This is a genomic window from Floridaenema evergladense BLCC-F167 (assembly GCF_041929205.2).
Taxonomy (GTDB): Bacteria; Cyanobacteriota; Cyanobacteriia; order Cyanobacteriales; family Aerosakkonemataceae; genus Floridanema; species Floridanema evergladense.
The window spans coordinates 3,773,437-3,795,793 of record NZ_CM171625.1 but is presented as its reverse complement, the minus strand read 5'-3'; the positions used below and the strand labels follow the sequence as shown (position 1 = coordinate 3,795,793).

Annotated in this window: 25 protein-coding genes; 11 read left to right on the top strand and 14 right to left on the bottom strand. The window is 40.3% G+C overall.

Translation table 11 applies throughout. The features are described from left to right. Window positions 1–56 precede the first annotated feature (56 nt). From ACE1CA_RS18510 to ACE1CA_RS18480, 7 genes are all read right to left on the bottom strand, one after another. Complete coding sequence (locus ACE1CA_RS18510) at window positions 57–275, bottom strand: hypothetical protein (protein ID WP_413278085.1); 219 nt, start codon at window positions 273–275, stop codon at window positions 57–59. Window positions 276–315: 40 nt separating this feature from the next. Beyond that, window positions 316–651, bottom strand: a complete 336-nt coding sequence (locus ACE1CA_RS18505; protein WP_413278086.1) for a XisI protein — start codon at window positions 649–651, stop codon at window positions 316–318. A 120-nt stretch (window positions 652–771) separates the two neighbouring features. After that, the gene (locus ACE1CA_RS18500) at window positions 772–1,383 is read right to left on the bottom strand and encodes a hypothetical protein (protein ID WP_413278087.1); all 612 of its coding nucleotides are present in this window, start codon (window positions 1,381–1,383) and stop codon (window positions 772–774) included. A 9-nt stretch (window positions 1,384–1,392) separates the two neighbouring features. After that, entirely contained in the window at window positions 1,393–2,121 is a 729-nt protein-coding gene (locus ACE1CA_RS18495) for a Tat pathway signal protein (protein WP_413278088.1), read from the bottom strand. 2 nt (window positions 2,122–2,123) lie between these two features. After that, window positions 2,124–2,645, bottom strand: coding sequence for a hypothetical protein (locus ACE1CA_RS18490; protein WP_413278089.1), 522 nt, complete (start codon window positions 2,643–2,645; stop codon window positions 2,124–2,126). A gap of 421 nt (window positions 2,646–3,066) precedes the next feature. After that, window positions 3,067–5,691, bottom strand: coding sequence for an ATP-dependent chaperone ClpB (gene clpB, locus ACE1CA_RS18485; RefSeq protein WP_413278090.1), 2,625 nt, complete (start codon window positions 5,689–5,691; stop codon window positions 3,067–3,069). A 120-nt stretch (window positions 5,692–5,811) separates the two neighbouring features. Continuing rightward, window positions 5,812–6,531 (bottom strand): Uma2 family endonuclease, encoded by a 720-nt coding sequence (locus ACE1CA_RS18480; protein WP_413278091.1) that lies wholly within the window; start codon window positions 6,529–6,531, stop codon window positions 5,812–5,814. 225 nt (window positions 6,532–6,756) lie between these two features. Between ACE1CA_RS18480 and ACE1CA_RS18475 the strand changes: the two genes are divergently transcribed. The 6 genes from ACE1CA_RS18475 to ACE1CA_RS18450 all read left to right on the top strand — a co-directional run bounded on the left by ACE1CA_RS18475 (window position 6,757) and on the right by ACE1CA_RS18450 (window position 13,232). Then, window positions 6,757–8,592, top strand: coding sequence for a WD40 domain-containing protein (locus tag ACE1CA_RS18475; RefSeq protein WP_486517438.1), 1,836 nt, complete (start codon window positions 6,757–6,759; stop codon window positions 8,590–8,592). Between the two features lie 604 nt (window positions 8,593–9,196). Beyond that, a complete protein-coding gene (gene bchL, locus ACE1CA_RS18470) occupies window positions 9,197–10,063 on the top strand; it encodes a ferredoxin:protochlorophyllide reductase (ATP-dependent) iron-sulfur ATP-binding protein (protein WP_413278093.1) in 867 nt (288 codons plus the stop codon). Between the two features lie 34 nt (window positions 10,064–10,097). After that, a complete protein-coding gene (locus ACE1CA_RS18465; RefSeq protein ID WP_413278094.1) occupies window positions 10,098–10,994 on the top strand; it encodes a DUF5331 domain-containing protein in 897 nt (298 codons plus the stop codon). Between the two features lie 193 nt (window positions 10,995–11,187). Next, window positions 11,188–12,588, top strand: a complete 1,401-nt coding sequence (locus tag ACE1CA_RS18460; protein WP_413278095.1) for a ferredoxin:protochlorophyllide reductase (ATP-dependent) subunit N — start codon at window positions 11,188–11,190, stop codon at window positions 12,586–12,588. 78 nt (window positions 12,589–12,666) lie between these two features. Beyond that, window positions 12,667–12,999, top strand: a complete 333-nt coding sequence (locus ACE1CA_RS18455) for a Tse2 family ADP-ribosyltransferase toxin (protein WP_413278096.1) — start codon at window positions 12,667–12,669, stop codon at window positions 12,997–12,999. Between the two features lie 20 nt (window positions 13,000–13,019). Next, window positions 13,020–13,232, top strand: a complete 213-nt coding sequence (locus ACE1CA_RS18450) for a hypothetical protein (RefSeq protein ID WP_413278097.1) — start codon at window positions 13,020–13,022, stop codon at window positions 13,230–13,232. A gap of 60 nt (window positions 13,233–13,292) precedes the next feature. On the opposite strand, the gene ACE1CA_RS18445 is transcribed toward ACE1CA_RS18450, so the two are convergent. The 3 genes from ACE1CA_RS18445 to ACE1CA_RS18435 form a co-directional block, all read right to left on the bottom strand. Next, window positions 13,293–13,496 (bottom strand): hypothetical protein, encoded by a 204-nt coding sequence (locus ACE1CA_RS18445; RefSeq protein ID WP_413278098.1) that lies wholly within the window; start codon window positions 13,494–13,496, stop codon window positions 13,293–13,295. After that, a complete protein-coding gene (locus tag ACE1CA_RS18440) occupies window positions 13,493–13,837 on the bottom strand; it encodes a hypothetical protein (protein WP_413278099.1) in 345 nt (114 codons plus the stop codon). The genes ACE1CA_RS18445 and ACE1CA_RS18440 overlap by 4 nt, the downstream gene beginning before the upstream one ends. Before the next feature lie 238 nt (window positions 13,838–14,075). Further along, complete coding sequence (locus ACE1CA_RS18435) at window positions 14,076–14,675, bottom strand: hypothetical protein (RefSeq protein ID WP_413278100.1); 600 nt, start codon at window positions 14,673–14,675, stop codon at window positions 14,076–14,078. A gap of 90 nt (window positions 14,676–14,765) precedes the next feature. Between ACE1CA_RS18435 and ACE1CA_RS18430 the strand changes: the two genes are divergently transcribed. From ACE1CA_RS18430 to ACE1CA_RS18420, 3 genes are read left to right on the top strand one after another with little or no spacing between them, the layout of a single operon-like run. After that, window positions 14,766–16,724: a protein kinase domain-containing protein gene (locus tag ACE1CA_RS18430; RefSeq protein ID WP_413278101.1), complete on the top strand. Its 1,959-nt coding sequence runs from the start codon at window positions 14,766–14,768 to the stop codon at window positions 16,722–16,724. 24 nt (window positions 16,725–16,748) lie between these two features. Further along, window positions 16,749–17,096: a type II toxin-antitoxin system RelE/ParE family toxin gene (locus tag ACE1CA_RS18425; protein ID WP_413278102.1), complete on the top strand. Its 348-nt coding sequence runs from the start codon at window positions 16,749–16,751 to the stop codon at window positions 17,094–17,096. Further along, window positions 17,068–17,391: a helix-turn-helix domain-containing transcriptional regulator gene (locus ACE1CA_RS18420; protein WP_413278103.1), complete on the top strand. Its 324-nt coding sequence runs from the start codon at window positions 17,068–17,070 to the stop codon at window positions 17,389–17,391. Before ACE1CA_RS18425 ends, ACE1CA_RS18420 begins: the two co-directional genes overlap by 29 nt. Before the next feature lie 9 nt (window positions 17,392–17,400). Here the strand turns inward: ACE1CA_RS18420 and dprA are convergent, their stop codons facing one another. The 3 genes from dprA to ACE1CA_RS18405 are packed head-to-tail and all read right to left on the bottom strand — an operon-like array spanning window position 17,401 to window position 20,081. Then, window positions 17,401–18,528, bottom strand: coding sequence for a DNA-processing protein DprA (dprA, locus tag ACE1CA_RS18415; protein ID WP_413278104.1), 1,128 nt, complete (start codon window positions 18,526–18,528; stop codon window positions 17,401–17,403). Between the two features lie 56 nt (window positions 18,529–18,584). Next, entirely contained in the window at window positions 18,585–19,247 is a 663-nt protein-coding gene (locus ACE1CA_RS18410) for a DUF2301 domain-containing membrane protein (protein ID WP_413278105.1), read from the bottom strand. 45 nt (window positions 19,248–19,292) lie between these two features. Beyond that, complete coding sequence (locus tag ACE1CA_RS18405; RefSeq protein ID WP_413278106.1) at window positions 19,293–20,081, bottom strand: SAM hydrolase/SAM-dependent halogenase family protein; 789 nt, start codon at window positions 20,079–20,081, stop codon at window positions 19,293–19,295. 226 nt (window positions 20,082–20,307) lie between these two features. On the opposite strand from ACE1CA_RS18405, the gene pirA reads away from it, so the two are divergent. Continuing rightward, window positions 20,308–20,457, top strand: coding sequence for an arginine synthesis PII-interacting regulator PirA (gene pirA / locus ACE1CA_RS18400; protein WP_413278107.1), 150 nt, complete (start codon window positions 20,308–20,310; stop codon window positions 20,455–20,457). A 97-nt stretch (window positions 20,458–20,554) separates the two neighbouring features. On the opposite strand, the gene ACE1CA_RS18395 is transcribed toward pirA, so the two are convergent. Continuing rightward, window positions 20,555–20,758 carry a hypothetical protein gene (locus ACE1CA_RS18395; protein ID WP_413278108.1) on the bottom strand — a complete coding sequence of 68 codons (204 nt, stop codon included), beginning with the start codon at window positions 20,756–20,758 and terminating at the stop codon, window positions 20,555–20,557. A gap of 161 nt (window positions 20,759–20,919) precedes the next feature. Between ACE1CA_RS18395 and ACE1CA_RS18390 the strand changes: the two genes are divergently transcribed. Further along, window positions 20,920–22,314: an aromatic ring-hydroxylating dioxygenase subunit alpha gene (locus ACE1CA_RS18390; RefSeq protein ID WP_413278109.1), complete on the top strand. Its 1,395-nt coding sequence runs from the start codon at window positions 20,920–20,922 to the stop codon at window positions 22,312–22,314. The last annotated feature ends 43 nt before the right edge of the window (window positions 22,315–22,357 follow it).

Sequence of the window (22,357 nt, the reverse complement as noted above, 5' to 3'; positions counted from 1 at the left end):
ATTTCTCTTGTACAGGACTAAATAAGCATAAAAAGCTTTTTGATCCTCGCGCTGAATCAATCAGGAGAGATAGATTGAGATGCTTTATTCTCCTTGGCAATTCTAATTAAAAACCTAAGTGCTTCATTCACTGACTCTGAATTGGGAAACACTTCGGCAACATCGGGGTCTAAACGAATTGTCGTTTCACCAAAACTTTTTCGTCCAGAACCTAATTTTCGGACACGCAAACTATGTAAATCGTATTCAGGACGCAATTCATCTTCAGTTTCCATAGGTATTCACTCCAGCGATAGTTTACATTGCAATTCGCTTTTAAGCAACTCCATACCCACTATAAGGACGCTTATAAGGTGGATGTAATCCTAGTACAATATCCTCCTTCGCTACTCCCATTTCCACTAATTCTTCTGCTAAATCATCTTCCGTCATATTCTGTTGAATCCAAATTTTCCCATCTCGAATATCAAAATGAATCACGCTATGATATACCCGATGTAAGCCTTTCCAACCTACTCGCAGCCATTGATAATGATCGTGAATTGTATCGAAAATCAACTCATTTTCAACTTCATTATTTTGAGGTTTTGTACTACCATACTTGGTGAAAATTGTTTGAATACAATTGCGATAATGCTCTAACTTATCCATTGCCAAATCTCCTCTAAAATTGGATAATCTACTCTTTTAGAAGCAAATGTGTGCGATCGCGCTTTGGAAAATGAGAGAGCGATCGCACACACAAATCCATTACACCTGGCTAAATCAAAGCTATGGCCTCAGTATTGCGCCAATTGCATCAATCCAATCATCATTTTCCTTATATGCTTCTCTATACGCTTGCAAAACTTTAGCAGGGTTATATCTTCTACTGCCAGATCTATTTCCAGGGCGAATTAATTGATTTATTCGCTCGTGAATTCCACCGCTACCTATCTTTCTGCTGTGTTGTTCTTTTGTCAGGAGTACAGAAGGTATATCATTTTCATTCATACCAAATATTCTGGCAAAACGTCTTTCTATTAGATGATGAGCCTGAGCATTTTGCCCTTGGAGTTCTCGCTGTAGCCAAGCTCGTTTTTGTGGATGATTTGCCAGCGAACCGTAAGGGCCAATAATACTACCCCTGTTGGAGCGATAAATACCCTTTTCTTCATCCAGCCATTGCCCTCTACTTCTTGTCGGTACTCTCCCCACCCAAGCTGGCAAGCTTCGGCGAAGTCTCCTGGCTAAGAGAGTTTCCGAGTCTGAAAGTAAGTGCGATTCTGGATGGCTTGTATCTGTGATAGTGCTAAATTTAGCAGCTTGTGTTTCTCTGTCAAATAAAAGGCAGGAAGCTGCTAAGAGTATTACTGTAGTTGAACAAAAGATAGATTTTTTCATCAGTTCCTCTCAAGAGAACTTAACTTCAACGATGATATTTCGGCGAGGCTGACCACCTGCTTCAATAATTAGCTCGACATTGCCACGTCCACCTGGGCCGGGTTGAATTAAATCATAGCGAGAAGTAACTTCTCCCAGGACTGTACGATAGTTTGCCAAACATACATTTCGGTTCCCAGTCGCATCAGGGAAACTATCCCCTTCCCAGCTACACCAATCATCAACCTGAGAAAGTACGGGTAAAATTGAATCTGCAATTTCATTAGGAGAAAGTCCATGTTTAGCTAGTGCTTGAGTGGCAACATGAATGCCTGCCATTGTAGGGCCAGTAATTTTAGCGGTGCTGATTTCACTTTGATACTTCTGAACAAAGCCAAAACCTACATTTGGCCCCCACTTATCTTGTCTTTGCTGCCCCCAAAAAATGTTAGTTTGAGCGCGTGCAAATTCGGTTTTGTTTTCTCTGAATTGACGCTCAACAAAATCCCGATCAGCTAGTTGAATTGCCAAAAGTTCTTTTTCAGAAGGGCCAAATGGCTCGGATATTGCACCTCTAATAATTCTGCCTGCAACAAACCGCACTAAGCTACCAAAAACAGCACGGGATGACAATGCCCGAAGAAAAAGGCTGAAGAAAAACGCTTCTGCTGGTTTAGGAAAAAATATACTAGAGCTAGTCGCCAGAGAAGCGCCACCCAAAATAGCTAATTGACTAAATTTACGTCTGTTGATACTCATAATTATTGCCTCCGACCTGGAGATGAAGAAATAGGCTCAAGAAGAGCTTGAACAAACGAAACTGTCCTCAAGAAAATACTGTTAGGGTCATTATTAGGAACTTCTATTGCAACACTACTTACCCTGCTAACATCCAATAACAAAAGAGATTTTTCGCCCACGGACAACGACCTAGAAGCAGCCAAATTTCCATCAAGATAAACGTTTATATCTACTGGTTTGCTACTACTTTCATTATCAGCAATACCAAAAGCTAGACGGAGAGTTTTAAATCTTGGTTGAGAGCCAGCAGGTCTAATTCTACAGGTAATTAATGAGCCCTCGTTACGCATATAAAAAATTTCGGTAAATGCCACTCTACCTATAGAGACATCCCTCTGACTGCTTCCCATACGTCCGCGCTGAACGCAATCATTTGAAAACAAAGAAGTAGTGCGTTGTTGTCCTTGCGCTACTTGCCAAGCTGACCCCGCAAAAATTAGGCATATCGTACCAAGCGCGGCAACTTTACGAATAAACTTCATTTTTCTCCTACTCTCTACTGCTTGCAACTTGTGACTTAAAATACTGGGATTTTATCCTACTAATAAAATATCAATTCCAAGTTGCTTTTAAAACAGTACATTTACTGAGTCACCTGCTTGCCATTCCATCCATCTACTGTCTAAGCAGAAGCTATCCATTCCAGGGATAGTTTATGTTGCAATTCCACACAATCTCGTAGATAAAGATTAATTCAGAGTTTGATCAGGAATACCAGTTTCTTCAGCGAGATTCCTGAAGTAATCAACTACCTCCCCTTCTGAAGTAATTTCAATCTCTTCTCTTACCTTCGTGTCCTTCGTGTCCTTCGTGTCTTCGCGGTTCAAAAAAAATCTTTATCACAAATCAATAGAATTGCTCTATAAAAAACAGAGGGTGGACTTTTGCCCACCCTCCTAAATATTAACTCGATTTAACCGTCAACAATTCTTGCGGTAAACGCTTAAACGCCAAACGTTCATTTTCCACATCAACAAAGATGGTATCACCATCACTAAATTCACCGCGCAAAATTGATTTAGCAATTTGAGTTTCTAACTCTCTTTGAATTGCTCTCTTTAACGGACGTGCCCCATAAACAGGATCGTATCCCACTTCTGCTAAGAAATCTAATGCAGAATCGGAGAGTTTGAGAGACATTTTGCGATCGCTCAACCGTCGCCCCAACCTTTGCACTTGCAGCTGTACAATTTGCCGCAATTCTTGTTTGTTCAAACCGTGAAAGATGATCAGTTCATCAATACGGTTAAGGAATTCTGGACGGAAACTATTTCGCATTGCTTCCATGACTCTTCCCCGCATTTCATCATAACGGGAATCATCACCAGCAATATCTAAAATGTACTGCGAACCGATATTACTCGTCATAATAATTACAGTATTCTTGAAGTCTACTGTATGACCTTGAGCATCAGTAACTCGTCCATCATCCAAAATTTGCAACATGACATTGAAAACATCTGGATGAGCTTTTTCAATTTCATCAAACAAGATTACTGCATAAGGACGGCGACGAATTGCTTCTGTTAATTGTCCACCTTCGTCATATCCAACATATCCTGGAGGCGCACCAATTAACCGCGAAACGGCGTGTTTCTCCATATATTCAGACATATCAATTCTCACCAAAGCTTCTTCGGTATCGAACAAATATGCTGCTAAAGCTTTCGCTAATTCGGTTTTACCAACACCTGTTGGACCGAGGAAAATAAAGCTTGCAGTAGGACGATTTGGATCTGCTAAACCTGCGCGAGAACGGAGAATTGCATCAGCAACAGCTGTTACTGCTTCATCTTGTCCGACTACTCGTTTGTGCAATTCATCTTCCAAATGTAGCAGTTTTTCCATTTCAGATTCCACTAGTTTACTGATAGGAATTCCTGTCCATTTGGAAATAATTTCCGCGATGTCTGCTTCGGTGACTTCTTCTCGCAAGAGTGATTTTCCACTCTTTTGAGTTTGTGCAAGTCTGGTTTCTGCTGCTTCTAATTTGTGTTGCAGTTCGATTAGTTTACCGTATTTCAACTCAGCAGCGCGGTTTAGATCGTAATTCCGTTCTGCTTGTTGAACTTCTAAGTTAACTTTATCGATCGCTTCCTTAATCCCCTGAATCTCAACAATAACATCTTTTTCAGACTGCCATTGAGCATTTAACGTGCTTTGTTCTTCTTTGAGATCGGCGAGTTCCTTTTCTAATCTTTCCAACCTTTCTCTAGAAGCTGCATTGCTTTCTTTTTGCAATGACAATCTTTCCATTTCTAGTTGTAAGATTTTGCGATCGACTTCATCAAGTTCTTCCGGTTTAGAAGTAATTTCCATCTTCAACCTAGCAGCAGCTTCATCTACTAAGTCGATCGCCTTATCGGGTAAAAAGCGATCGCTAATATAGCGAGTAGAAAGTGTCGCCGCAGCAACTAAAGCACTATCAGAAATCTTAACCCCGTGATGAACTTCGTAACGTTCTTTCAAACCTCGGAGAATAGAAATAGTATCTTCAACTGTTGGTTGATCGACATAAACTTGTTGGAAACGTCGTTCTAACGCCGCATCTTTTTCGATATATTTACGATATTCATCCAAAGTTGTTGCACCAATACAACGCAATTCTCCTCGCGCCAACATTGGTTTCAGCAAGTTACCTGCATCCATCGCGCCTTGAGTTGCACCAGCACCAACAACGGTGTGAATTTCGTCAATAAACAGAATAATATTACCTTGAGAATCGGTAACTTCTTTTAATACTGCTTTCAGACGTTCTTCAAATTCACCCCGATATTTAGCACCAGCAATTAATGCTCCCATATCTAAACCAATTAATTTCCGATCTTGCAAAGATTGGGGAACATCTCCGCTGACAATTCTTTGAGCTAAACCTTCCACAATTGCGGTTTTTCCTACTCCCGGTTCGCCAATTAAAACTGGGTTATTTTTAGTACGACGGGAAAGGATTTGAATTGTCCGGCGAATTTCATCATCGCGTCCAATTACTGGGTCTAGTTTACCAATTTTTGCCAGGTCTGTGAGGTCACGACCGTATTTTTCTAATGATTGATATTTTCCTTCTGGGTTTTGATCGGTCACTTTTTGACTTCCTCGGACTTGTGCGATCGTATTTCTTAGTTTAGCTTCATCGAGTTTAAATTCTTGGAATAAACCTTTGCCAAAACGATCGTCCTGTGCAAAAGCTAAGAACAAATGTTCGATCGAAATGAATTCATCTTGAAATTCTTTCCGATAATTATCTGCTCTATCTAACAAAGTATCAACACTGCGACTCCAATAAACTGAACTACCACCAGAAACTTTCGGTTGGCGACGAATGAAATCATCAGTGTAATCTCTAACTCGCTGTACGTTGATTCCAGCTTTATTCAAAATACTGGAAACTAAACCTTCCTGTTCCAGCAGCGATTTCATCAAATGTTCACTTTCAATATACTGCTGCCCAGTTGTTTTTACAATATCTGGGGTACGCGCTAACGCCTCCCAAGCTTTTTCTGTAAATTGATTAGGGTTATTTGGTTGCATTCTTCTTTATTCCCCTATTTAGCTATACTCACTTTTTCGTCTACAGGTATTGTAGGAAAGTTGACACAATTAGCAGGATCGGTGTTTACACCTTTTTTTATCGGTATTGCCGTAGAAAAATTATACCTCTGGGTCAATGCCTAATTCTCGCAATTTTGCTGCTAAACGTTCTGCTCGTTGCCATTCCCTTTCTGCGCGTTCCGCACCTGTTAACAACAATTTTCCATCTAAATCCCACCAGCGCAACCAAGGCAATTCCATATTTTGATACTGTCCTTGCCAAATACCTAACTCAACCCCTAACGGTGCAATTGGATAATGTCCCCGTTCATTTGCGCTGAGTAATTCAAAGCGATTTTCGATGAAATGATACACTTCAACACTCGCTTTTCTTACTTCATAAATCCCGTAAAACGCCGGACGAATTGTTTGTTCGTAAACCCAAAATTTACCAGTTATTGGTGTTCTATCCCGTTTTTCTGTACCATCCCCAGAAACAAATTCTAAGACAATTAAAGGTGGAATAAATTCTTGCCACATCACGTAAGAACGGCGCGTTTCACCATTCAGCATTGGTGGTACATTTGGCACATAAAACCAATCAGGTGCTTCTGCGCCTCTTTCTGGTGGCTCAGTCATTCGCCAATATATGCCACAATCTTGACCGATGCAGTATTGTCCGTCAGGATGAATTCTTTGCAAAATTGGTTCGATCGAATCAGTTAAGAGTATACTTTGAGGATGTTCTTGGAAATTTTTCACGAAAGTACCATTTGATTCCGGTAACTGTGTATGATCGGGCCAATTACTAACTATTTCTGATGTAAAAGCTGAAGTCATTTGATTTTAGATTTTGTATTTTATTAATTAAAAATTATATCAACTTATTCCGAAATTTTCCCTTGATTTCTGGTTACTTTTGGTACAGCTTTTGTTCCCCGTTCCCCGCTCCCTGTTCCCTGTTCCCTAAAACTAAAAAATTTCCTCAAAAAAACATTTAACTTCTGTTCGCAACTATCCTAGTAGGCATTACCATTATTTCAAGCCGCTTAATTCTTATCAGGTATGAGCTATTGCCTCAACCCTTTCTGTAAAAAGCCGCAAAACCGCGATGAAGCAAAGACTTGTCCCGCTTGTGGGTCAGAATTGTTTCTGAGAAAGCGCTACAGAGCCGTTCGCCCAATTGGTGAAGGGTCTTTTAGTCGGAGCTTTTTGGCTGAAGATACAGACAGGTTAAACTCTCCGTGCGTCATCAAACAGTTTTTGCCATTAGCCCAAATTCAAAACAATAACTCGGCAATGGCGAAAACTACCCAAATGTTTGAACAGGAGGCGCGACAGTTACTACAATTGGGAGAACAACATCCCCAAGTTCCCACGCTCTATGCTTATTTTGAAGAGGATAAACGCCTATATTTGGTGAATCAATATGTTGAAGGGCAAGATTTATCCCAGCTATTGCAAGAACAGGGGGCGTACAACGAACAACAAATTCGGGAATTGTTGCATGATGTTTTACCTGTGTTGCAATTTGTGCATAATCGTCAGGCAATTCATCGAGATATTAAACTGACGAATATTATTAGGAGAAAGAGCGATCGCAAACACATTCTCATCGATTTTGCCATTTCCCGACAATTAACTGATAACAAATTTACCCCGATTCGGTTTAATCTCGCTACCGAAGGATACGCACCTTTAGAACAGTTGCGCGGTGGCAGAATTTATCCCGCTAGCGACCTTTATAGTTTAGGTCTTGTCTGTATTCAACTATTAACTCAAGCTGCTCTTGATGAAATTTATAACCCTATAGAAGGCGGTTGGGTATGGCGAGATTATTTACGGCGTTTGGGTGCAGATATTAGCGATCAACTTTATCAAGTATTAGATAAATTGCTCAAAGATTCTCTCAAAAAACGCTATCAATCGGCAACCGAAGTCCTCAAAGAATTGTACACAGAAAGTTGGAGAAAAGTTGTTCCACCGCCCAATTCTGCACCATTAATTCCGATGCGTAATTGGCGATGTGCGAACAATTTAGTAGAACATTCAGATACAGTTACTTGTCTGACTTTTACCCCTAATGCACTAATGTTGATTAGTGGTAGTGCTGATAAAACGATTAAACTTTGGAAATCAGGTAATGGCAGGCTAATTTCTACAATTAACGCTCACTCTGATACAGTGGCTTGTTTAGCAATGAGTCCAGATGGCAGGATTTTAGCTTCTGGTAGTGCTGACTGCACGATCAAATTATGGCAATTGGGTAATGGTAATTTAATTCGCACTCTCACCGGACATTCTGTAACTATTTTCACCCTAGCTTTTACTCCTGATGGAGAAGTTTTGGTGAGTGGTAGTGGTGACGGAAATATTAAATTGTGGCAGGTGAGTAGTGGTAAATTACTTAATACTTTAACGGGACATTCGGACTTTGTAGAATCGATCGTCATTACCCCTGATGGAAAAACTATTGCTAGTGCAAGTTGGGATAATACCATTAAAATTTGGGATCTCAACAGTGGCAGATTACTAAATACTCTTACTGGTCATTCTGGCTCAATTTGGGCGATCGCACTCAGTCCCGATGGCGAACTTTTAGCCAGTATCAGCGGCGATAACACGATTAAACTCTGGCAGTTAAGCAACGGAAATTTACTCAACACTCTGACAAGTAGTTCCGGCTCTGTTTGGTCGATCGCCTACAGTCCCAACGGCGAAACCATAGCCTGCGATAGTGGCGATAATACCATCAAAATCTGGCAAGTCGAGCAAGGAAAACTCCTCCGCACCCTCAGCGGACATTCCGCCCAAGTTCGCACCCTCGCCTTTAGTCCCGATGGCAAAATTTTAGCCTCTGGCAGCGACGATCGCACCATTAAGTTATGGCGAAATGAGTAGTGTTGGGGACTGGGGACTGGGGACTGGGGACTGGGGACTGGGGACTGGGGACTGGGGACTGGGGACTGGGGGACAAGGGGGCAAGGGAAAGTGTTTAACTCAAAACTCTCCCAATCCTTAGTCCCTAGTCCCCTTCAAGATTTAATAATAATTTACGAAAATTCTCGATAGTTGCGGGAAAGGGTTTGTAGGAGCGATCGATCGCTACTTCCCCATCAAAATTAAACGAACTGATTTCCAGTTACTCCAGCGTAGGGTGCCTTAACGCAGTGTAACCACTATTCCCACTAATTTAGCTTTTCCGAGTTCTGCACTCCTTAAGCAGAGAAATTTTTTGCCTTTTGTACCTAAATACAAAATTTTCAAACATAAATATTGTTTTGAGCTTCTTTGAAAACTTGAAACATCTTGATAGAGATTTTTCACAAAAAAAGAACTATTAGAGCCAGAATAAGCCTGATTACATAGCTATTTGTTGTGAAAGCCTCTTTATTTTGTCGGAAACATCGTCAATAATGCAGTCAAAGAGCTTAAAAAAACGCGCCCTCAAGCAGCGGATAACATTCCCAGACTTTGACAAAGCACCATTTAAGGAGAAACGATCGTGAAACTTGCAGTTTACGGAAAAGGCGGAATCGGCAAATCAACAACAAGTTGTAACATCTCCGTTGCCCTTGCCAAACGAGGTAAAAAAGTCCTACAAATTGGTTGCGACCCCAAACACGACAGCACCTTTACCCTCACAGGCTTTTTAATTCCCACAATCATCGATACACTGCAAGCCAAAGACTACCACTACGAAGACGTTTGGCCCGAAGACGTAATTTACAAAGGTTATGGAGGCGTTGACTGTGTAGAAGCTGGTGGGCCTCCTGCTGGTGCTGGATGTGGTGGCTACGTTGTGGGTGAAACAGTTAAACTACTCAAAGAACTAAACGCCTTTGACGAATACGATGTAATTTTGTTTGACGTTCTCGGTGACGTAGTATGCGGTGGTTTTGCTGCTCCCCTCAACTATGCCGATTACTGCATGATCGTCACAGACAACGGCTTTGATGCCTTGTTTGCCGCTAATCGGATTGCTGCCTCGGTGCGCGAAAAAGCCCGGACTCATCCATTGCGCCTTGCCGGATTAATTGGCAATCGGACTTCTAAGCGAGACTTGATTGAAAAGTACGTAGAAGCAGTGCCGATGCCAGTGTTGGAAGTTTTACCTTTAATTGAAGATATTCGGGTGTCTCGCGTCAAGGGCAAGACTCTGTTTGAAATGGCAGAGAAAGACCCTTCGTTAAATTATGTGTGCGATTATTACCTAAATATTGCAGATCAGATTTTGGCTCGTCCAGAAGGAGTAGTGCCAAATGACGCTCCAGATAGGGATTTGTTCGCTCTGTTATCAGATTTTTACCTGAATCCTACAAAACCACAGATCAAGACGGAGGAAGAAGAACTAGACTTAATGATGGTTTAGAAATGTCTAGCTATCAGGATGAGGGAGAAGATCAGTGGCTTTTTTTGATGACTTCACATCGGCTTTAAAGCAAAAATGGTTGCAGTATTACCAGCTGAATCAATCTTGGCTGGCTCTACAAATGGAAGTAGAAAATGTTAAAACACCAGATGGGGGTCGGCGACCATCTTCTTACCTCATCCTGGGGGTTTTGAATGCGTTGGAGCCAAAACTGGCACAGTTGATGTTGCCGTTTTCCAAGCTCAACTCCGATCCAGATTCTTTGATTGAGGTTTTGGAGTTGAATTTTGACCCGGATGTGGCTTTAGGGAAACGTCCACCTATGAAAGGTGCTGCTACAGCGCCTTCTACTGCAAAACCTGCGACAACTGAAGAAGCTGCTGAATCGGACTTGGATGATTTGTCGGACTTCTCTGAGTCTGAAGGGTCTGATTCTTCTAATGCAGGTGTACTTGGTGTCGCGGCAGTTGGTGTAGCAGCAGCTGGTGCTGGGGTATTTGCTGTTACCGCTTTGACTGAGGAAGAGGAAGTTGGATTAGAGGATCTTGATGATTTGGGAGATGAGTCGAGTCTGGCTGTTGAGGAATCTGCGATCGATGATTTTGGCACGGATGAATCATTGGTAGACTTGAGCGATGATGAAAGCGAAGAAGGCTTTGCTGATATATCGCTAGATACCTTTGGCGATACCGCTGATACTGAAGAACTTACCGACACTTCAGATTCAGAGTTTAGCGGATTAAATGTCTGGGGTAGCGAAACTGAAGAGTTAAGTGAGGAGTCTCTGGCAGACTTTGGCGACCTCTCGCTTGATGATTTTGGCTCTGACACGGAGAAAAAGTCGGACGATGAGGAAGATGCCTTCGGTAGTTTAGATTTCGATCCTTTTGCCGATCCAAATCAAAACAGCTTAGATGATGAGTGGAAATAGTTAAACTGTGGTATTTTCCCAGTTTTGCTTCAGTTTCGCTCCTTAAAAAGGCAGAAGGCAGAAAAAAGGCAGAAGGCAGAAGGCTCCAAGGGAAAAGGTTAAAGGGGTAAATGTCCCCTTGTCTCCTTGTCCCCTTGTCACCCTATCCACACCCATTTCTACTTGACATAACTTGAAGGAAAGAGGTTATTTTATGACTTTGGCTCAACCTGAAGGGCTTAATTTTGATTGTGAAACTGGGAATTACCACACTTTTTGCCCGATTAGCTGTGTGGCTTGGTTATACCAGAAAATCGAAGATAGTTTCTTTTTGGTAATTGGAACTAAGACTTGTGGCTATTTTCTGCAAAATGCGATGGGGGTGATGATTTTTGCTGAGCCTCGTTATGCAATGGCAGAGTTGGAAGAGGGTGATATTTCGGCGCAGTTGAATGATTATGAGGAGTTGAAGCGGCTGTGCGTGCAAATTAAGCGCGATCGCAATCCCAGTGTAATTGTTTGGATCGGCACTTGCACGACCGAAATTATCAAAATGGATTTGGAAGGTTTGGCTCCGAAGTTAGAATCGGAAATTGGAATTCCGATCGTGGTTGCACGCGCTAACGGTTTGGACTACGCTTTTACTCAAGGGGAAGATACGGTTTTGGCGGCTATGGCGGCTCGTTGTCCCGATAAGGCTCCGGTTGTGGAAGCGGAGAAGAGTGAGCGAAATGCGATCGCTAAACTACTGAACTTCGGTAAAAAGAAAGAGGAAGTACAAGCCGAAGAATCAGAATATGTCGATCACCCGCCTTTAGTTTTGTTCGGTTCTTTGCCCGATCCAGTTGTTACTCAACTAACTTTAGAATTGAAGAAACAAGGAATTAAAGTTTCTGGTTGGTTGCCTGCGAAGCGGTTTACTGAATTGCCAACTTTAGAGGAAGGTTATTATGTCGCTGGTGTCAATCCTTTCTTGAGTCGCACTGCTACTACTTTAATGCGTCGTCGTAAGTGTAAACTGATTGGTGCGCCATTTCCGATCGGTCCTGATGGTTCTCGTGCTTGGATTGAAAAGATTTGTTCAGTATTTGGAATTGAGCCAAAAGGTTTGGCAGAAAGAGAACAACAAATTTGGGAAAATTTGGAAGATTATATTAAATTAATTCGCGGCAAATCTGTCTTTTTCATGGGCGATAATTTACTGGAAATTTCTTTAGCTCGTTTCCTAATTCGCTGCGGAATGACTTGTCCTGAAATTGGCATTCCTTACATGGATAAGCGTTATCAAGCAGCTGAGTTGGCAATGTTAGAAAAAACTTGTCAGGAAATGGGTGTTCCTCTACCAAGAATTGTGGAAAAGCCGGATAATTATAATCAAATTCAACGAATTTATGAGTTGAATCCAGATTTAGTAATTACTGGTATGGCTCATGCTAATCCTTTGGAAGCTAGAGGAATTAATACTAAGTGGTCAGTTGAGTTTACTTTCGCTCAAATTCACGGTTTTACCAATGCAAGAGATATTTTGGAATTAGTAACTCGTCCTTTGCGTCGGAATAATAATTTGAAAGATTTGGGTTGGGATAAGTTGGTGAAAGAAGAGGCAAAAGTTTAGGCTTTTCCTCCTAATTAACTTTGATATGAGTTTGGGGCGATCTTTTGCGATCGCTCTTTTTTTATGGAACTTGATAAGATGGCGAAAACACCGATTAACTTATATCGACAAGGTAATGCTAGTTCCCCTAGAATGGATAATGTCCGACCTAACAGAGATATTGCTGTCTACGATGTAGGAGAGGAAGTCTGGGTTAATGCTACTTTAGGCGGTGGAATTTCTACCTTTGCAACTCTAAAATCTGGCAAAAATTGGTGGAAACTGTCGCAAGGTACGGATATTCCCGCTCAGTTAGAGTTAGTCAACGATCATAATGAGCATTGGTTGTGGAAACCTCGCTATAATATGCCGTTAGAAGAGTACAAGGCAGCATTGCGGTTGATTGCTGCTTCTTTTGAAAAGGTGAGTTAATCTTCAGTTTCTAAAATTTTATGCACTTGAGTTTTAAAGATGTTCAATTTATTATTGAAGCGCTTGATTATCGGATCGAGGTTTATCGAGAAGCCCTGAAAAATCAGGAAGATTTAGATGAGGATGAGGTTTCAGATATTACTAATGATTGTGGTTTTTTAGAAGCGTTGCGAAAAGATTTGGCAAAAGCTTTGAGTCAGGGGGAGTTACCTAAAGTGGGTAATATTAAGTAGAAGTTGGAATCGCTCTTTCTTTGTTTGGCGATCGCTCTTTCTTAGTTCAAAATTAGATTATCATTCTTGGGGTTTTGGTGCGATCGCGAACTTCTTTCTTCTCTCCAGCCGTTCTAACTTTTGGCGACGCAAATCTGCTTCCAGCATCGCGTTTAATTCTTCCAGCTTTAAATTCAACATATCCAACTGGTAGATAGTTTGCTGAAAGCGTTCGTGTGTGCGTTTTAATTTTTCTGGATCTGGTACTTTTTTGGGCTGATTCATAGTAAATCCATGTCTCTTTTAGCTTCTTGAATAGTGGCATCTGAAGCTGCTATTGCTGCTTCACTATTTTCAATGGTCTGATATAGTAAATTTAGCATAGCAGCAGAGGCTCTGGGTTGGGATTCTGAAATATTGAGAAAAATAGTAGACAGACGAGTATAAGAATCTCTCAGCCGTTCTCTCACATTGAGTAAGTCATCCAGTGTCGAAATAGTTATCTCTGTCTCCCCGAACTGTTGGGCAATTATTGATTCTGTTGCTGCTGCTTCATCAATTAATTCTGCCAGTTGTCCCAGTAGATTTAAAATGGTGGCTTTTGTTTCACTTGGTAGTTTTGCCATTATTTGCAATTCAGATTATCATAATTTTACATATTAAGGTAAATTAGTTTTTATTGATACTATTTAGTGAGAAATTGAAGTGCGATCGGCCTTTTTTTATGAAAGATTCTGGCGAAGAGTAAATTATTCCTATTTTAATTATAAAAAAATGGCTCTCTCATACTTATGGCGATCGGCAAACCTGACTAATAAGAAATCCCAATCCCCAAAATACCACAAGTACAAAAGAGCCATTCTCTTAAGGTTGATTTATCGAAGTTGGTTTCGGAGTAGCAGCAGGTTCCTCCGTTGGTTGGGTAGCAGGTTCCTCGGTAGGAGTCTGTCTAGTAGCAGGTTTCTCAGTTGTACCACTAGTTCGCGCCTGTTGCTGATAGAAACCCAGCACCCTTTGCACGTAAGTCGCCGTCCCGCCACTGGTACAAGCGTTATCTTTACCAGTCATCCACCAACAAGCAGCACCACGTACAGCAGCAGTTTCATTACCAGTGGCACTATACAACCTATTTAACTCCCGTCGAGCAATACAAGCTACAGTTTCCCTAGCAGCTTTAGCATCAGACTCAAATTCAGCAGGAGTTAGTTGCCTTCCCAAACAGCGTTTAGTCCAATCAGGAATAATACCCGGTAAAACTTGCCAATCACTGTACATCCCATCATTTTCGCGGTTTGGCGGCGCAGCCTTTCGCAAAGCCTCCACCATCGCGTTTACCTGTGCATCAGAAACTTGTCTTGTTGGTCTAGTTTGTTGAGCTATTGCTAAACCACTTCCCAACCAAATACCAGCTAAGATGCTTGTAAGTAGTAGATTTTTGCCCCTATTGATTAACTTGGTATTCATAGCAGATATTTCAGTAATCACTCCAAAATTTCTCCGAGTATCCTGAAAGAAGAATTACCATTGACAGAGAAAGGTGCGTCTGTCAAAAGTATGATTTGTTGTCTTAATCCAGATTGCCATAAGCCGGAAAACCCTGATGGGACTGAGTTTTGCCAAAGTTGTGGGGTATCACTCGCGCCTCTGCGTAACCGTTACCGAATCATTCAGCTACTCGGTGCTGGAGGTTTTGGCAGAACTTTCCTCGCCGAAGACATAGATAAACTCAATGAGCGATGTGTTGTCAAGCAGTTTTTACCACAAGCGCAGGGTAGTTGGGCAACTCAAAAAGCTACCGAACTATTTCAGCAAGAAGCAAGACGACTCCAATTATTAGGAGAACATACCCAAATTCCTACGCTTTTCGCTTACTTTGAAGAAGACAAACTTTTGTATTTAGTGCAGCAATTTATCGAAGGAGATAACTTGTTGCAAGAGTTGGGTAAACAAGGCGCTTTTAGCGAACAGAAAATTCGCGAATTTTTAATTGATGTATTACCAGTATTGCAATTTATACATCAACAAAAAGTAATTCACCGCGATATTAAACCCGATAATATAATTCGTCGTCGCACTGATGGTAAGTTAGTCCTAATTGATTTTGGTATAGCCAAACAGTTAACCGCAACTACCATAAGTCAACCTGGCACTCACATCGGAACTCTCGGCTATGCCCCAGTCGAGCAAATGCAAGATGGCACAGCTTATCCAGTCAGCGATTTATATAGTTTGGGTGTGACTTGTTTTAGATTATTAACTCAAACTAGTCCCCATAATTTGTTTGTTAATAGCGGTTATGAATGGGCAAAAAATTGGCAGCGATATTTGCCTAAACCCATCAACGATAATTTAGGTTACGTGCTAGATAAACTGTTGCAAAAAGATATGCAGCAGCGTTATCAATCAGCAGATGAAGTGTGGCGAGATTTGCATACAGAGAATTTACCAACAACAATCAACCAAAATATTCCCCAACTCACTCAGCCATCAACATCATTCATAGAAAAGCCTGTTGACAAACCGATAGTTGAAAAACCGAAAATTAATCACAAACCTAAAGCTTTAATTGCTGGGTTAGGAATTGTTTTTTTGCTATTAGTAGGGGGTGGTTATTGGTATTGGCAAAAGTCTAATAATCCCCGCACTTTAGTCGGGCATTCTGACGAAGTAAATACTATAGCTGTTAGTAGCGACGGCAAAACAATTGCAAGCGGTAGTGATGATAAAAGCGTTAAGTTGTGGCAACTAAATGAAGGTAAAGAAATTCCTACCCTCAATGGTCATTCTGATTGGATTTATTCAGTTGCTATTAGTCCTGATGGGGAAAGTTTAGTTAGTGGTAGTAAGGATAACACTGTTAAGGTTTGGAATTTAAAAACTGGACAAGAATTACTTAATATAGCAGGTCATAAGAGTTCGATTAATTCTGTAGCAATTAGTCCCGATAATCAAAACATTGCTTCTGGTAGTTATGACAATACTATCAAAATTTGGAATCTAAAAACTGGAGAATTAAGCCGTACTTTTACAGGTCATTCTGCTCCTGTACTTTCTGTTGCTTTTAGCCATAATAATCGCATTCTTGTTAGCGGTAGCGTGGATAAAAATGTGAAAGTTTGGGATTGGCAAACAGGTAAGGAATTACGCAGTTTAAAAGGGCATTCAGGTGATATTAATTCTATTGCTTTGAGTCGGGATGGTCAATTAGTGGCTAGCGGTAGTGATGATAAAACTATTAAGATGTGGAATGTAAATACAGGACGTGAATTACGCACTTTTACCGGAGGACATACGGCTGATATTAATGCTATTGCTTTTAGCCCAAATGGTAAGAGTTTAGCTAGTGGAAGTGATGACAAAACTATTAAATTATGGAATGTGATGACTGGAGAGCAAGTAGCTAATTTTCAGGGACATTCCGCCCCAATTTTTGCTGTTGCTTTCACTCCTGATGGTAAGTTTTTAGTTAGCGGTAGTGGAGATAAAACTATTAAGATTTGGCAAGTACCATAAAATTTTGTAATTTTAAATAAATTTATGGAAGTACAACCAAGGGATGTTCAGCGTTATATTACAAAAGATGGAAGAATTCCTTTCGCTGAATGGCTTGATTCACTGCGCGATCGCAATATTCGAGCTAAAATTAATCAAAGGATTAAGCGTGTTAGCCTCGGTAATTTAGGAAATTATCGTTCTGTTGGAGAAGGAGTCTGTGAGCTTAAAATTGATTATGGCCCAGGCTACAGAGTATATTTTGGGCAAGTAGGTTTAACAATTATTCTTCTACTTTGTGGCGGTGATAAAAGTACTCAAGAACTGGACATTCGTAAAGCACAAGAATACTGGAGAAACTACCATGAAAGATGCGAAGACTCGATTAAGTGATAGTTGGCAAGATGCACTAATCGAATCACTTAAAAACCCTGAAGAAGCTGCTGCTTACTTGAGTGCAGCTTTAGACTCGGAAGATAGTGACTCTCAACTAATTAGGGCAGTTATGCAAGATGTTATTAATGCCAAGTTAAAAATAAATAATGTTTCGGCAGCACCTACAGAATATCCCGAAAAGCTTAATAAACTGCTTTCAGAAATAGAAGGAAAAGAAATTTACACTTTAGTATGTTTACTAAATACTTTGGGTTTTTCTGTTCAGATACAAGTTAAAGAGACTAATGTGTAAAATTTCTGGCTAACATTTCTGATATCTCATTCCTGGCAATTGGGTTACTAATCCCATTAATTCTAATTGCAATAATGCACTAGAAACAACACTCGCCGCTAAACCGCTTTGTTGTACTATTAAATCAAAGGATAAAGCTTCTGTGGTAAGAGTTTGGAAAACTTGTTTTAAGTCTGGTTCTAATTCGGGAATTGGTGGTTCCGGTTGGTTAAATAATGGCAAGGATGAAAAATCTGCTTTGTCTGCTACAGGTTTTGCTCCTAACATGGTTAAAAGTTCATCGAATTCAACGGGAATTGCATTAGCGCCTTTGTTTAATAATTTTAAGCAACCGTGAGAGTTATAGTCATCTAATCGAGCAGTTAATACATAAATATCTCGTTGCAATTCTTTAGCATAATCAGCAGTAATTAAAGCTCCAGATTTGTTGGGTGCTTCCATTATTAATACTGCTCGACTTAAACCTGCAATGATGCGATTTCGTGGGGGAAAATTGGTGCGATTTGGTTGAGTTCCGGCGATATATTCACTTAAGACTAAACCGTTCGCTAATATTTGTTCATATAAATTGCTATTTTGTGGTGGATAAACTACATCTACACCAGTTCCTAACACCGCTAAAGTCCTTCCACCTACTTCTAAACAGGCATCATGTGCTTCGGTATCAATGCCTTCTGCCATACCAGAAACTATAGTAAATCCTTGTTTGGCTAAAGCGGCACTAATTTTTCTAGTCCAACGTTTTCCATATTCAGAAAGGGAACGAGTACCGACAATACTAATAGTGGGAGTGATGCCTTGATTTTCGGAAAGTTGGGGTTTTCCTCGATAATAAAGTACTGGCGGTGGGTTAGATATTTCTAACAACAAACGGGGATATTCGGGGTCAGCTGGTGTCCAAAAGTTAGGGTTTTTTTCTAAGTGCTGTTTGAGGAATTTTTCGGGGTCAATTTTTGCCCTTTTTTCCACCACTGCTTGCACTGTTTTATTACCAAATCCCTCTACTTCTTTAAGTTGATTCGGACTGGCTTCCCAAGCGGCTGACAGCGAGATAAAATGCTGTTGCAGCCGTTTGATTAAAATTGGGCCGATTCCTGAAATTTGCGACCAAGCTAACCAAAATATCCGTTCTTCCACTAGTTAAAATAATTTACTCGCTTCTGATTTGATTATCCCATAAGATTAAAGTTTTCTCAGACTTTAGCTGTACGCTGGTTTTTCAAGTATTCAAAAACGCTTTTATCTCCGATATCTTGGGGAATTTCTTGTAGAATTTTCCTCCCAGCGAATACGACAAACAAAATTGCCCAAATTGCTAATAAAACTTGTTCGATGTCTGGGGGAATTAAGTTAAAGAGATGTCCGACTAATAACAAGGGTACTATTGGTGTCAAGATTTTAGTTTCAAAACGATTGAAACAAAAGGCTTCTTTGAAATAAATTCCTGTTAATGCGGCGAAGAGAAATCCGATTCCTAAAATTGTGAATGGATGCTCATAAATATACAATGTTAGGGGTTGTTTGCTTTGAATAGCTAACACAATGGAAGTTAAAACTCCGATTCCCCAAAAGATTTGCAATGCGCGATGTAAGGATGTCATGTAAATATGAATTGTATATAAGCTTACTCCCAATGCTAAACAGAATATTGCGTACAAAAGAGTAACTGTATTGAGGGTAATTGGATTGTCAATTTGAGTTAGAACTAACCAAGTGGCAGTGGCAAAACTCAATGCTGCTATGATTAAGCTGGCACGATAGACGATTACGCCTGTACGATCGCCCTGAGTAATCGTAAACTCCCCAAATTGTCCCTGATAAATTTTTTGTTCAGATGAATCTAGTACTTGAGTCATGGCTAAATTTCAGAAAACACCTTTAGTAATTGTATCTACAATTGATTAACTTAGTAAAACTTTTATCTTATCTCCATAATTTAGTTGTAACTTTAACTGAGCATTACCATGATTAACGGCAATTTCTACCCATCCATGACTACCAACTAAAGCGATTAAACTTCCAATGGGAATGTCGCTGTAAGTTCGTTTACCGGGGATGTTTACTTGGGCAATTTCTACAGTCCAACTATTGCCTATAACTAAATTACCTGGGATATTGGTAATTAGGTTGCCGAAGCGATCGATATACTGAATACAACCCTCTAAAATTCCCTCTTTTTCTCGGCATTCAGCCATTGGCAATTTTACCAAACTTTCAGGATCGATTACTCTTCCCAAATCCTCAAAAGAAACACCGCTAGCCAGATGTGCCCCCACTGCGGCAAAAATATCTCGACCATGAAAAGTTGTACTAGGCGAATTAGTGCGCCAGTAATTAGAATTAGTTAATTCTACTGCTGAAATAACTGGACTTTGACTAAGAATACCACTAAATAAACCATTATCAGGCCCAACTAAAAAACCGTCAGCAAACTTTATTGCTATTCCTTTCCTATTACTTCCCACCCCTGGATCTACCACAGCAATATGTACAGTATCTTGGGGAAAATAAGAAACCGCATTCATTAAACAAAATCTCGCTGCAATCAAATTTTGTGGCGGAATTTCATGAGTTAAATCAATTACTTTTAATGTGGAATTAATTCCGGCAATTACACCTTTCATCACTCCAACATAGATGTCGCTTAACCCAAAATCAGTTAAAAGAGTCACAATCCTTTGTTGATTCATTGAAGAAGGTAACAGGAAACGGGGAACAGAAAATAAAACTTGGGTTTACCTTTCTCACAGCCTGCTTTGATTGGCATCCTACAACTGGGTGAAAGTTAGCCGAAACAGAACTTACTTTATTAGGAATCAAGTCATAAATTTCTGTAAATTTAGATACCGTTTTCCAAATTTTAGTTATAATGAGGGTATACAAAGTACAGCAGTTAAGTAAAAGAAAGAGTCCAAAATGAACAGAAAACGTGAAGATCTACAAAGAGTCGCTGATGTCCACCGCGCCAACATCCAAAGAAGACTTGAACACCGTCTGGAAGTTGCTAGAGCTAATGGAGACGAAAATTTAGTGCGGATGTTGGAAGCAGAAATGCGCCAACTGTAGTCAAATTAAATAGGGTAGGTTATGCCTACCAAAGATTTCTTTTTATTAAGACCCCGTTACCTTCAGTTACAATGGGGTCTTTTGATTTTAGATTCAATTAATCAGGAACATACATTTTTACATCTTCAGGCATACTCATTCGATAATGTGCTTGCCTGTCACTATCATTATTTTCTAAATCTTTTTCTTGTAAAGTATAACCACAATCAGCACAGGAATAAGAATAGAGTGGTGGAGCATCAACGCGGCGTTTTAATAATTTTACATTAATAATTCCACCACATTTAGGGCATGGATTCATTTGGTATTCCTAAATATTTTTTAGCTTACGTCTTTATATTACTAATTTTTCAACTAATTAAGCATAGGCAACTACAAACTTAGCACTATGGCGACTCGATCGGCAAAAATTTCCAATAAAAGTCACAATTAAGAAGGTGGAAATGAGTAGAGACACAAAGTATGGTGACAACTTCCCCAACACTTGAGAATAAAACAGCAGAAATGCTTGCGGGTGGGAACGATCGCGATCGCTTCGACTGGCAAGAAGCTTGGTATCCTGTATATTATCTGGCAGACTTGTCTAAGTCGCAACCGACACCTTTTACTTTGCTAGGAAGAGATATTGTCATTTGGTGGGATAAAAACACTTCAAGTTGGAGAGTTTTTGATGATAAATGTCCCCATCGTTTGGCACGTCTTTCTGAAGGTAGAGTTGCTGAAGATGGTTTATTAGAATGTCCTTATCACGGTTGGGCTTTTGCGGGAAATGGTAATTGCGATCGCATTCCCCAGCAAGTTGCTGATGGTAAAGCCCAAACTTCTAAAAGGGCTTGTGTTGCTTCTTTACCAACAATTGAAAAACAGGGAATGTTGTTTGTTTATCCAGGAAAACCGGAAAACGCAGCATTAACCAAAGTGCCAATTGTAGACGCAATAGAAGAAAATCCTGATGAATGGATTTGTATTAATACTTTTCGAGATTTGCCTTATGATGCTTTGACACTGTTAGAAAATGTGTTGGATGCGAGTCATGTTCCTTACACTCATCATCGCACGGTGGGGAATCGGAGTTATGCTAGTCCAGTGGAATTAGAAGTTACTGAGTCTGGGAAAAATGGCTTTAAAGGTGTTTGGCAAGAGGGGCCAAGAAAGGGTACTTTAGGAAGACAAGATACTACTTTTATTGCGCCGAATTTAATGTGGCATGACTTAACTTCTAAGCAGTTTGGCAGAACTTTAACGGTGGTTTATGCTACTCCAATTCGTAAAGGTGAATGTCGTTTGTTTGCGATTTTCCCTTTTAAGTTTGCCTCGAAGTTGCCCGGTTTATTTATTAAATTGACTCCCCGTTGGTATTCTCATTTAGGACAAAATAGAGTTTTGGAGGATGACCAAATTTTCTTGCATCATCAAGAACGCTATTTAGAAGAAGTGGGAAGTGAGAATTTTACTAAGGCGTTTTATCTGCCAACAAAAGCAGATAGTTTTGTGTTTGAGTTGCGCCAATGGGTAAATCAATATAGTGTCGATCCCTTTCCTAATACTAGTTTACCTCCGGCTTTGTCTCGTGAAGAGTTGTTAGATAGGTATCACTCTCACACAACTAAATGTAATAGTTGTCGCACTGCTTTGGCGAACATTCAAAAAGTTAGGCTGGGGTTGGGTGTTGGTGTGGCATTTGCTTGGACAATTACACCCATAATCGCAGTTTTACTGAATCAAAAAGCGATTTTACCAACAGCTTTGTTAACGGGATTAAGTCTAAGTTTAGGTGCAGTTTGGTTGTATCTTGGTAAGTTGGAAAAGCGATTTTATCAAGGTGAGAATATACCTCCACGTAATATACTGAAATAGGTACGTTGTTGCGCTTCAGCGCTCTTATTAGCGCTGAAGCGCA

Bases quoted from the DNA above. Each gene is read 5' to 3' on its own strand.
- ACE1CA_RS18510 (WP_413278085.1), bottom strand. From the start codon at position 275: ATGGAAACTGAAGATGAATTGCGTCCTGAATACGATTTACATAGTTTG.
- ACE1CA_RS18505 (WP_413278086.1), bottom strand. From the start codon at position 651: ATGGATAAGTTAGAGCATTATCGCAATTGTATTCAAACAATTTTCACC.
- ACE1CA_RS18500 (WP_413278087.1), bottom strand. From the start codon at position 1,383: ATGAAAAAATCTATCTTTTGTTCAACTACAGTAATACTCTTAGCAGCT.
- ACE1CA_RS18495 (WP_413278088.1), bottom strand. From the start codon at position 2,121: ATGAGTATCAACAGACGTAAATTTAGTCAATTAGCTATTTTGGGTGGC.
- ACE1CA_RS18490 (WP_413278089.1), bottom strand. From the start codon at position 2,645: ATGAAGTTTATTCGTAAAGTTGCCGCGCTTGGTACGATATGCCTAATT.
- clpB (WP_413278090.1), bottom strand. From the start codon at position 5,691: ATGCAACCAAATAACCCTAATCAATTTACAGAAAAAGCTTGGGAGGCG.
- ACE1CA_RS18480 (WP_413278091.1), bottom strand. From the start codon at position 6,531: ATGACTTCAGCTTTTACATCAGAAATAGTTAGTAATTGGCCCGATCAT.
- ACE1CA_RS18475 (WP_486517438.1), top strand. From the start codon at position 6,757: ATGAGCTATTGCCTCAACCCTTTCTGTAAAAAGCCGCAAAACCGCGAT.
- ACE1CA_RS18460 (WP_413278095.1), top strand. From the start codon at position 11,188: ATGACTTTGGCTCAACCTGAAGGGCTTAATTTTGATTGTGAAACTGGG.
- ACE1CA_RS18455 (WP_413278096.1), top strand. From the start codon at position 12,667: ATGGCGAAAACACCGATTAACTTATATCGACAAGGTAATGCTAGTTCC.
- ACE1CA_RS18450 (WP_413278097.1), top strand. From the start codon at position 13,020: ATGCACTTGAGTTTTAAAGATGTTCAATTTATTATTGAAGCGCTTGAT.
- ACE1CA_RS18445 (WP_413278098.1), bottom strand. From the start codon at position 13,496: ATGAATCAGCCCAAAAAAGTACCAGATCCAGAAAAATTAAAACGCACA.
- ACE1CA_RS18440 (WP_413278099.1), bottom strand. From the start codon at position 13,837: ATGGCAAAACTACCAAGTGAAACAAAAGCCACCATTTTAAATCTACTG.
- ACE1CA_RS18435 (WP_413278100.1), bottom strand. From the start codon at position 14,675: ATGAATACCAAGTTAATCAATAGGGGCAAAAATCTACTACTTACAAGC.
- ACE1CA_RS18430 (WP_413278101.1), top strand. From the start codon at position 14,766: ATGATTTGTTGTCTTAATCCAGATTGCCATAAGCCGGAAAACCCTGAT.
- ACE1CA_RS18425 (WP_413278102.1), top strand. From the start codon at position 16,749: ATGGAAGTACAACCAAGGGATGTTCAGCGTTATATTACAAAAGATGGA.
- ACE1CA_RS18420 (WP_413278103.1), top strand. From the start codon at position 17,068: ATGAAAGATGCGAAGACTCGATTAAGTGATAGTTGGCAAGATGCACTA.
- ACE1CA_RS18410 (WP_413278105.1), bottom strand. From the start codon at position 19,247: ATGACTCAAGTACTAGATTCATCTGAACAAAAAATTTATCAGGGACAA.
- ACE1CA_RS18405 (WP_413278106.1), bottom strand. From the start codon at position 20,081: ATGAATCAACAAAGGATTGTGACTCTTTTAACTGATTTTGGGTTAAGC.
- pirA (WP_413278107.1), top strand. From the start codon at position 20,308: ATGAACAGAAAACGTGAAGATCTACAAAGAGTCGCTGATGTCCACCGC.
- ACE1CA_RS18395 (WP_413278108.1), bottom strand. From the start codon at position 20,758: ATGAATCCATGCCCTAAATGTGGTGGAATTATTAATGTAAAATTATTA.
- ACE1CA_RS18390 (WP_413278109.1), top strand. From the start codon at position 20,920: ATGGTGACAACTTCCCCAACACTTGAGAATAAAACAGCAGAAATGCTT.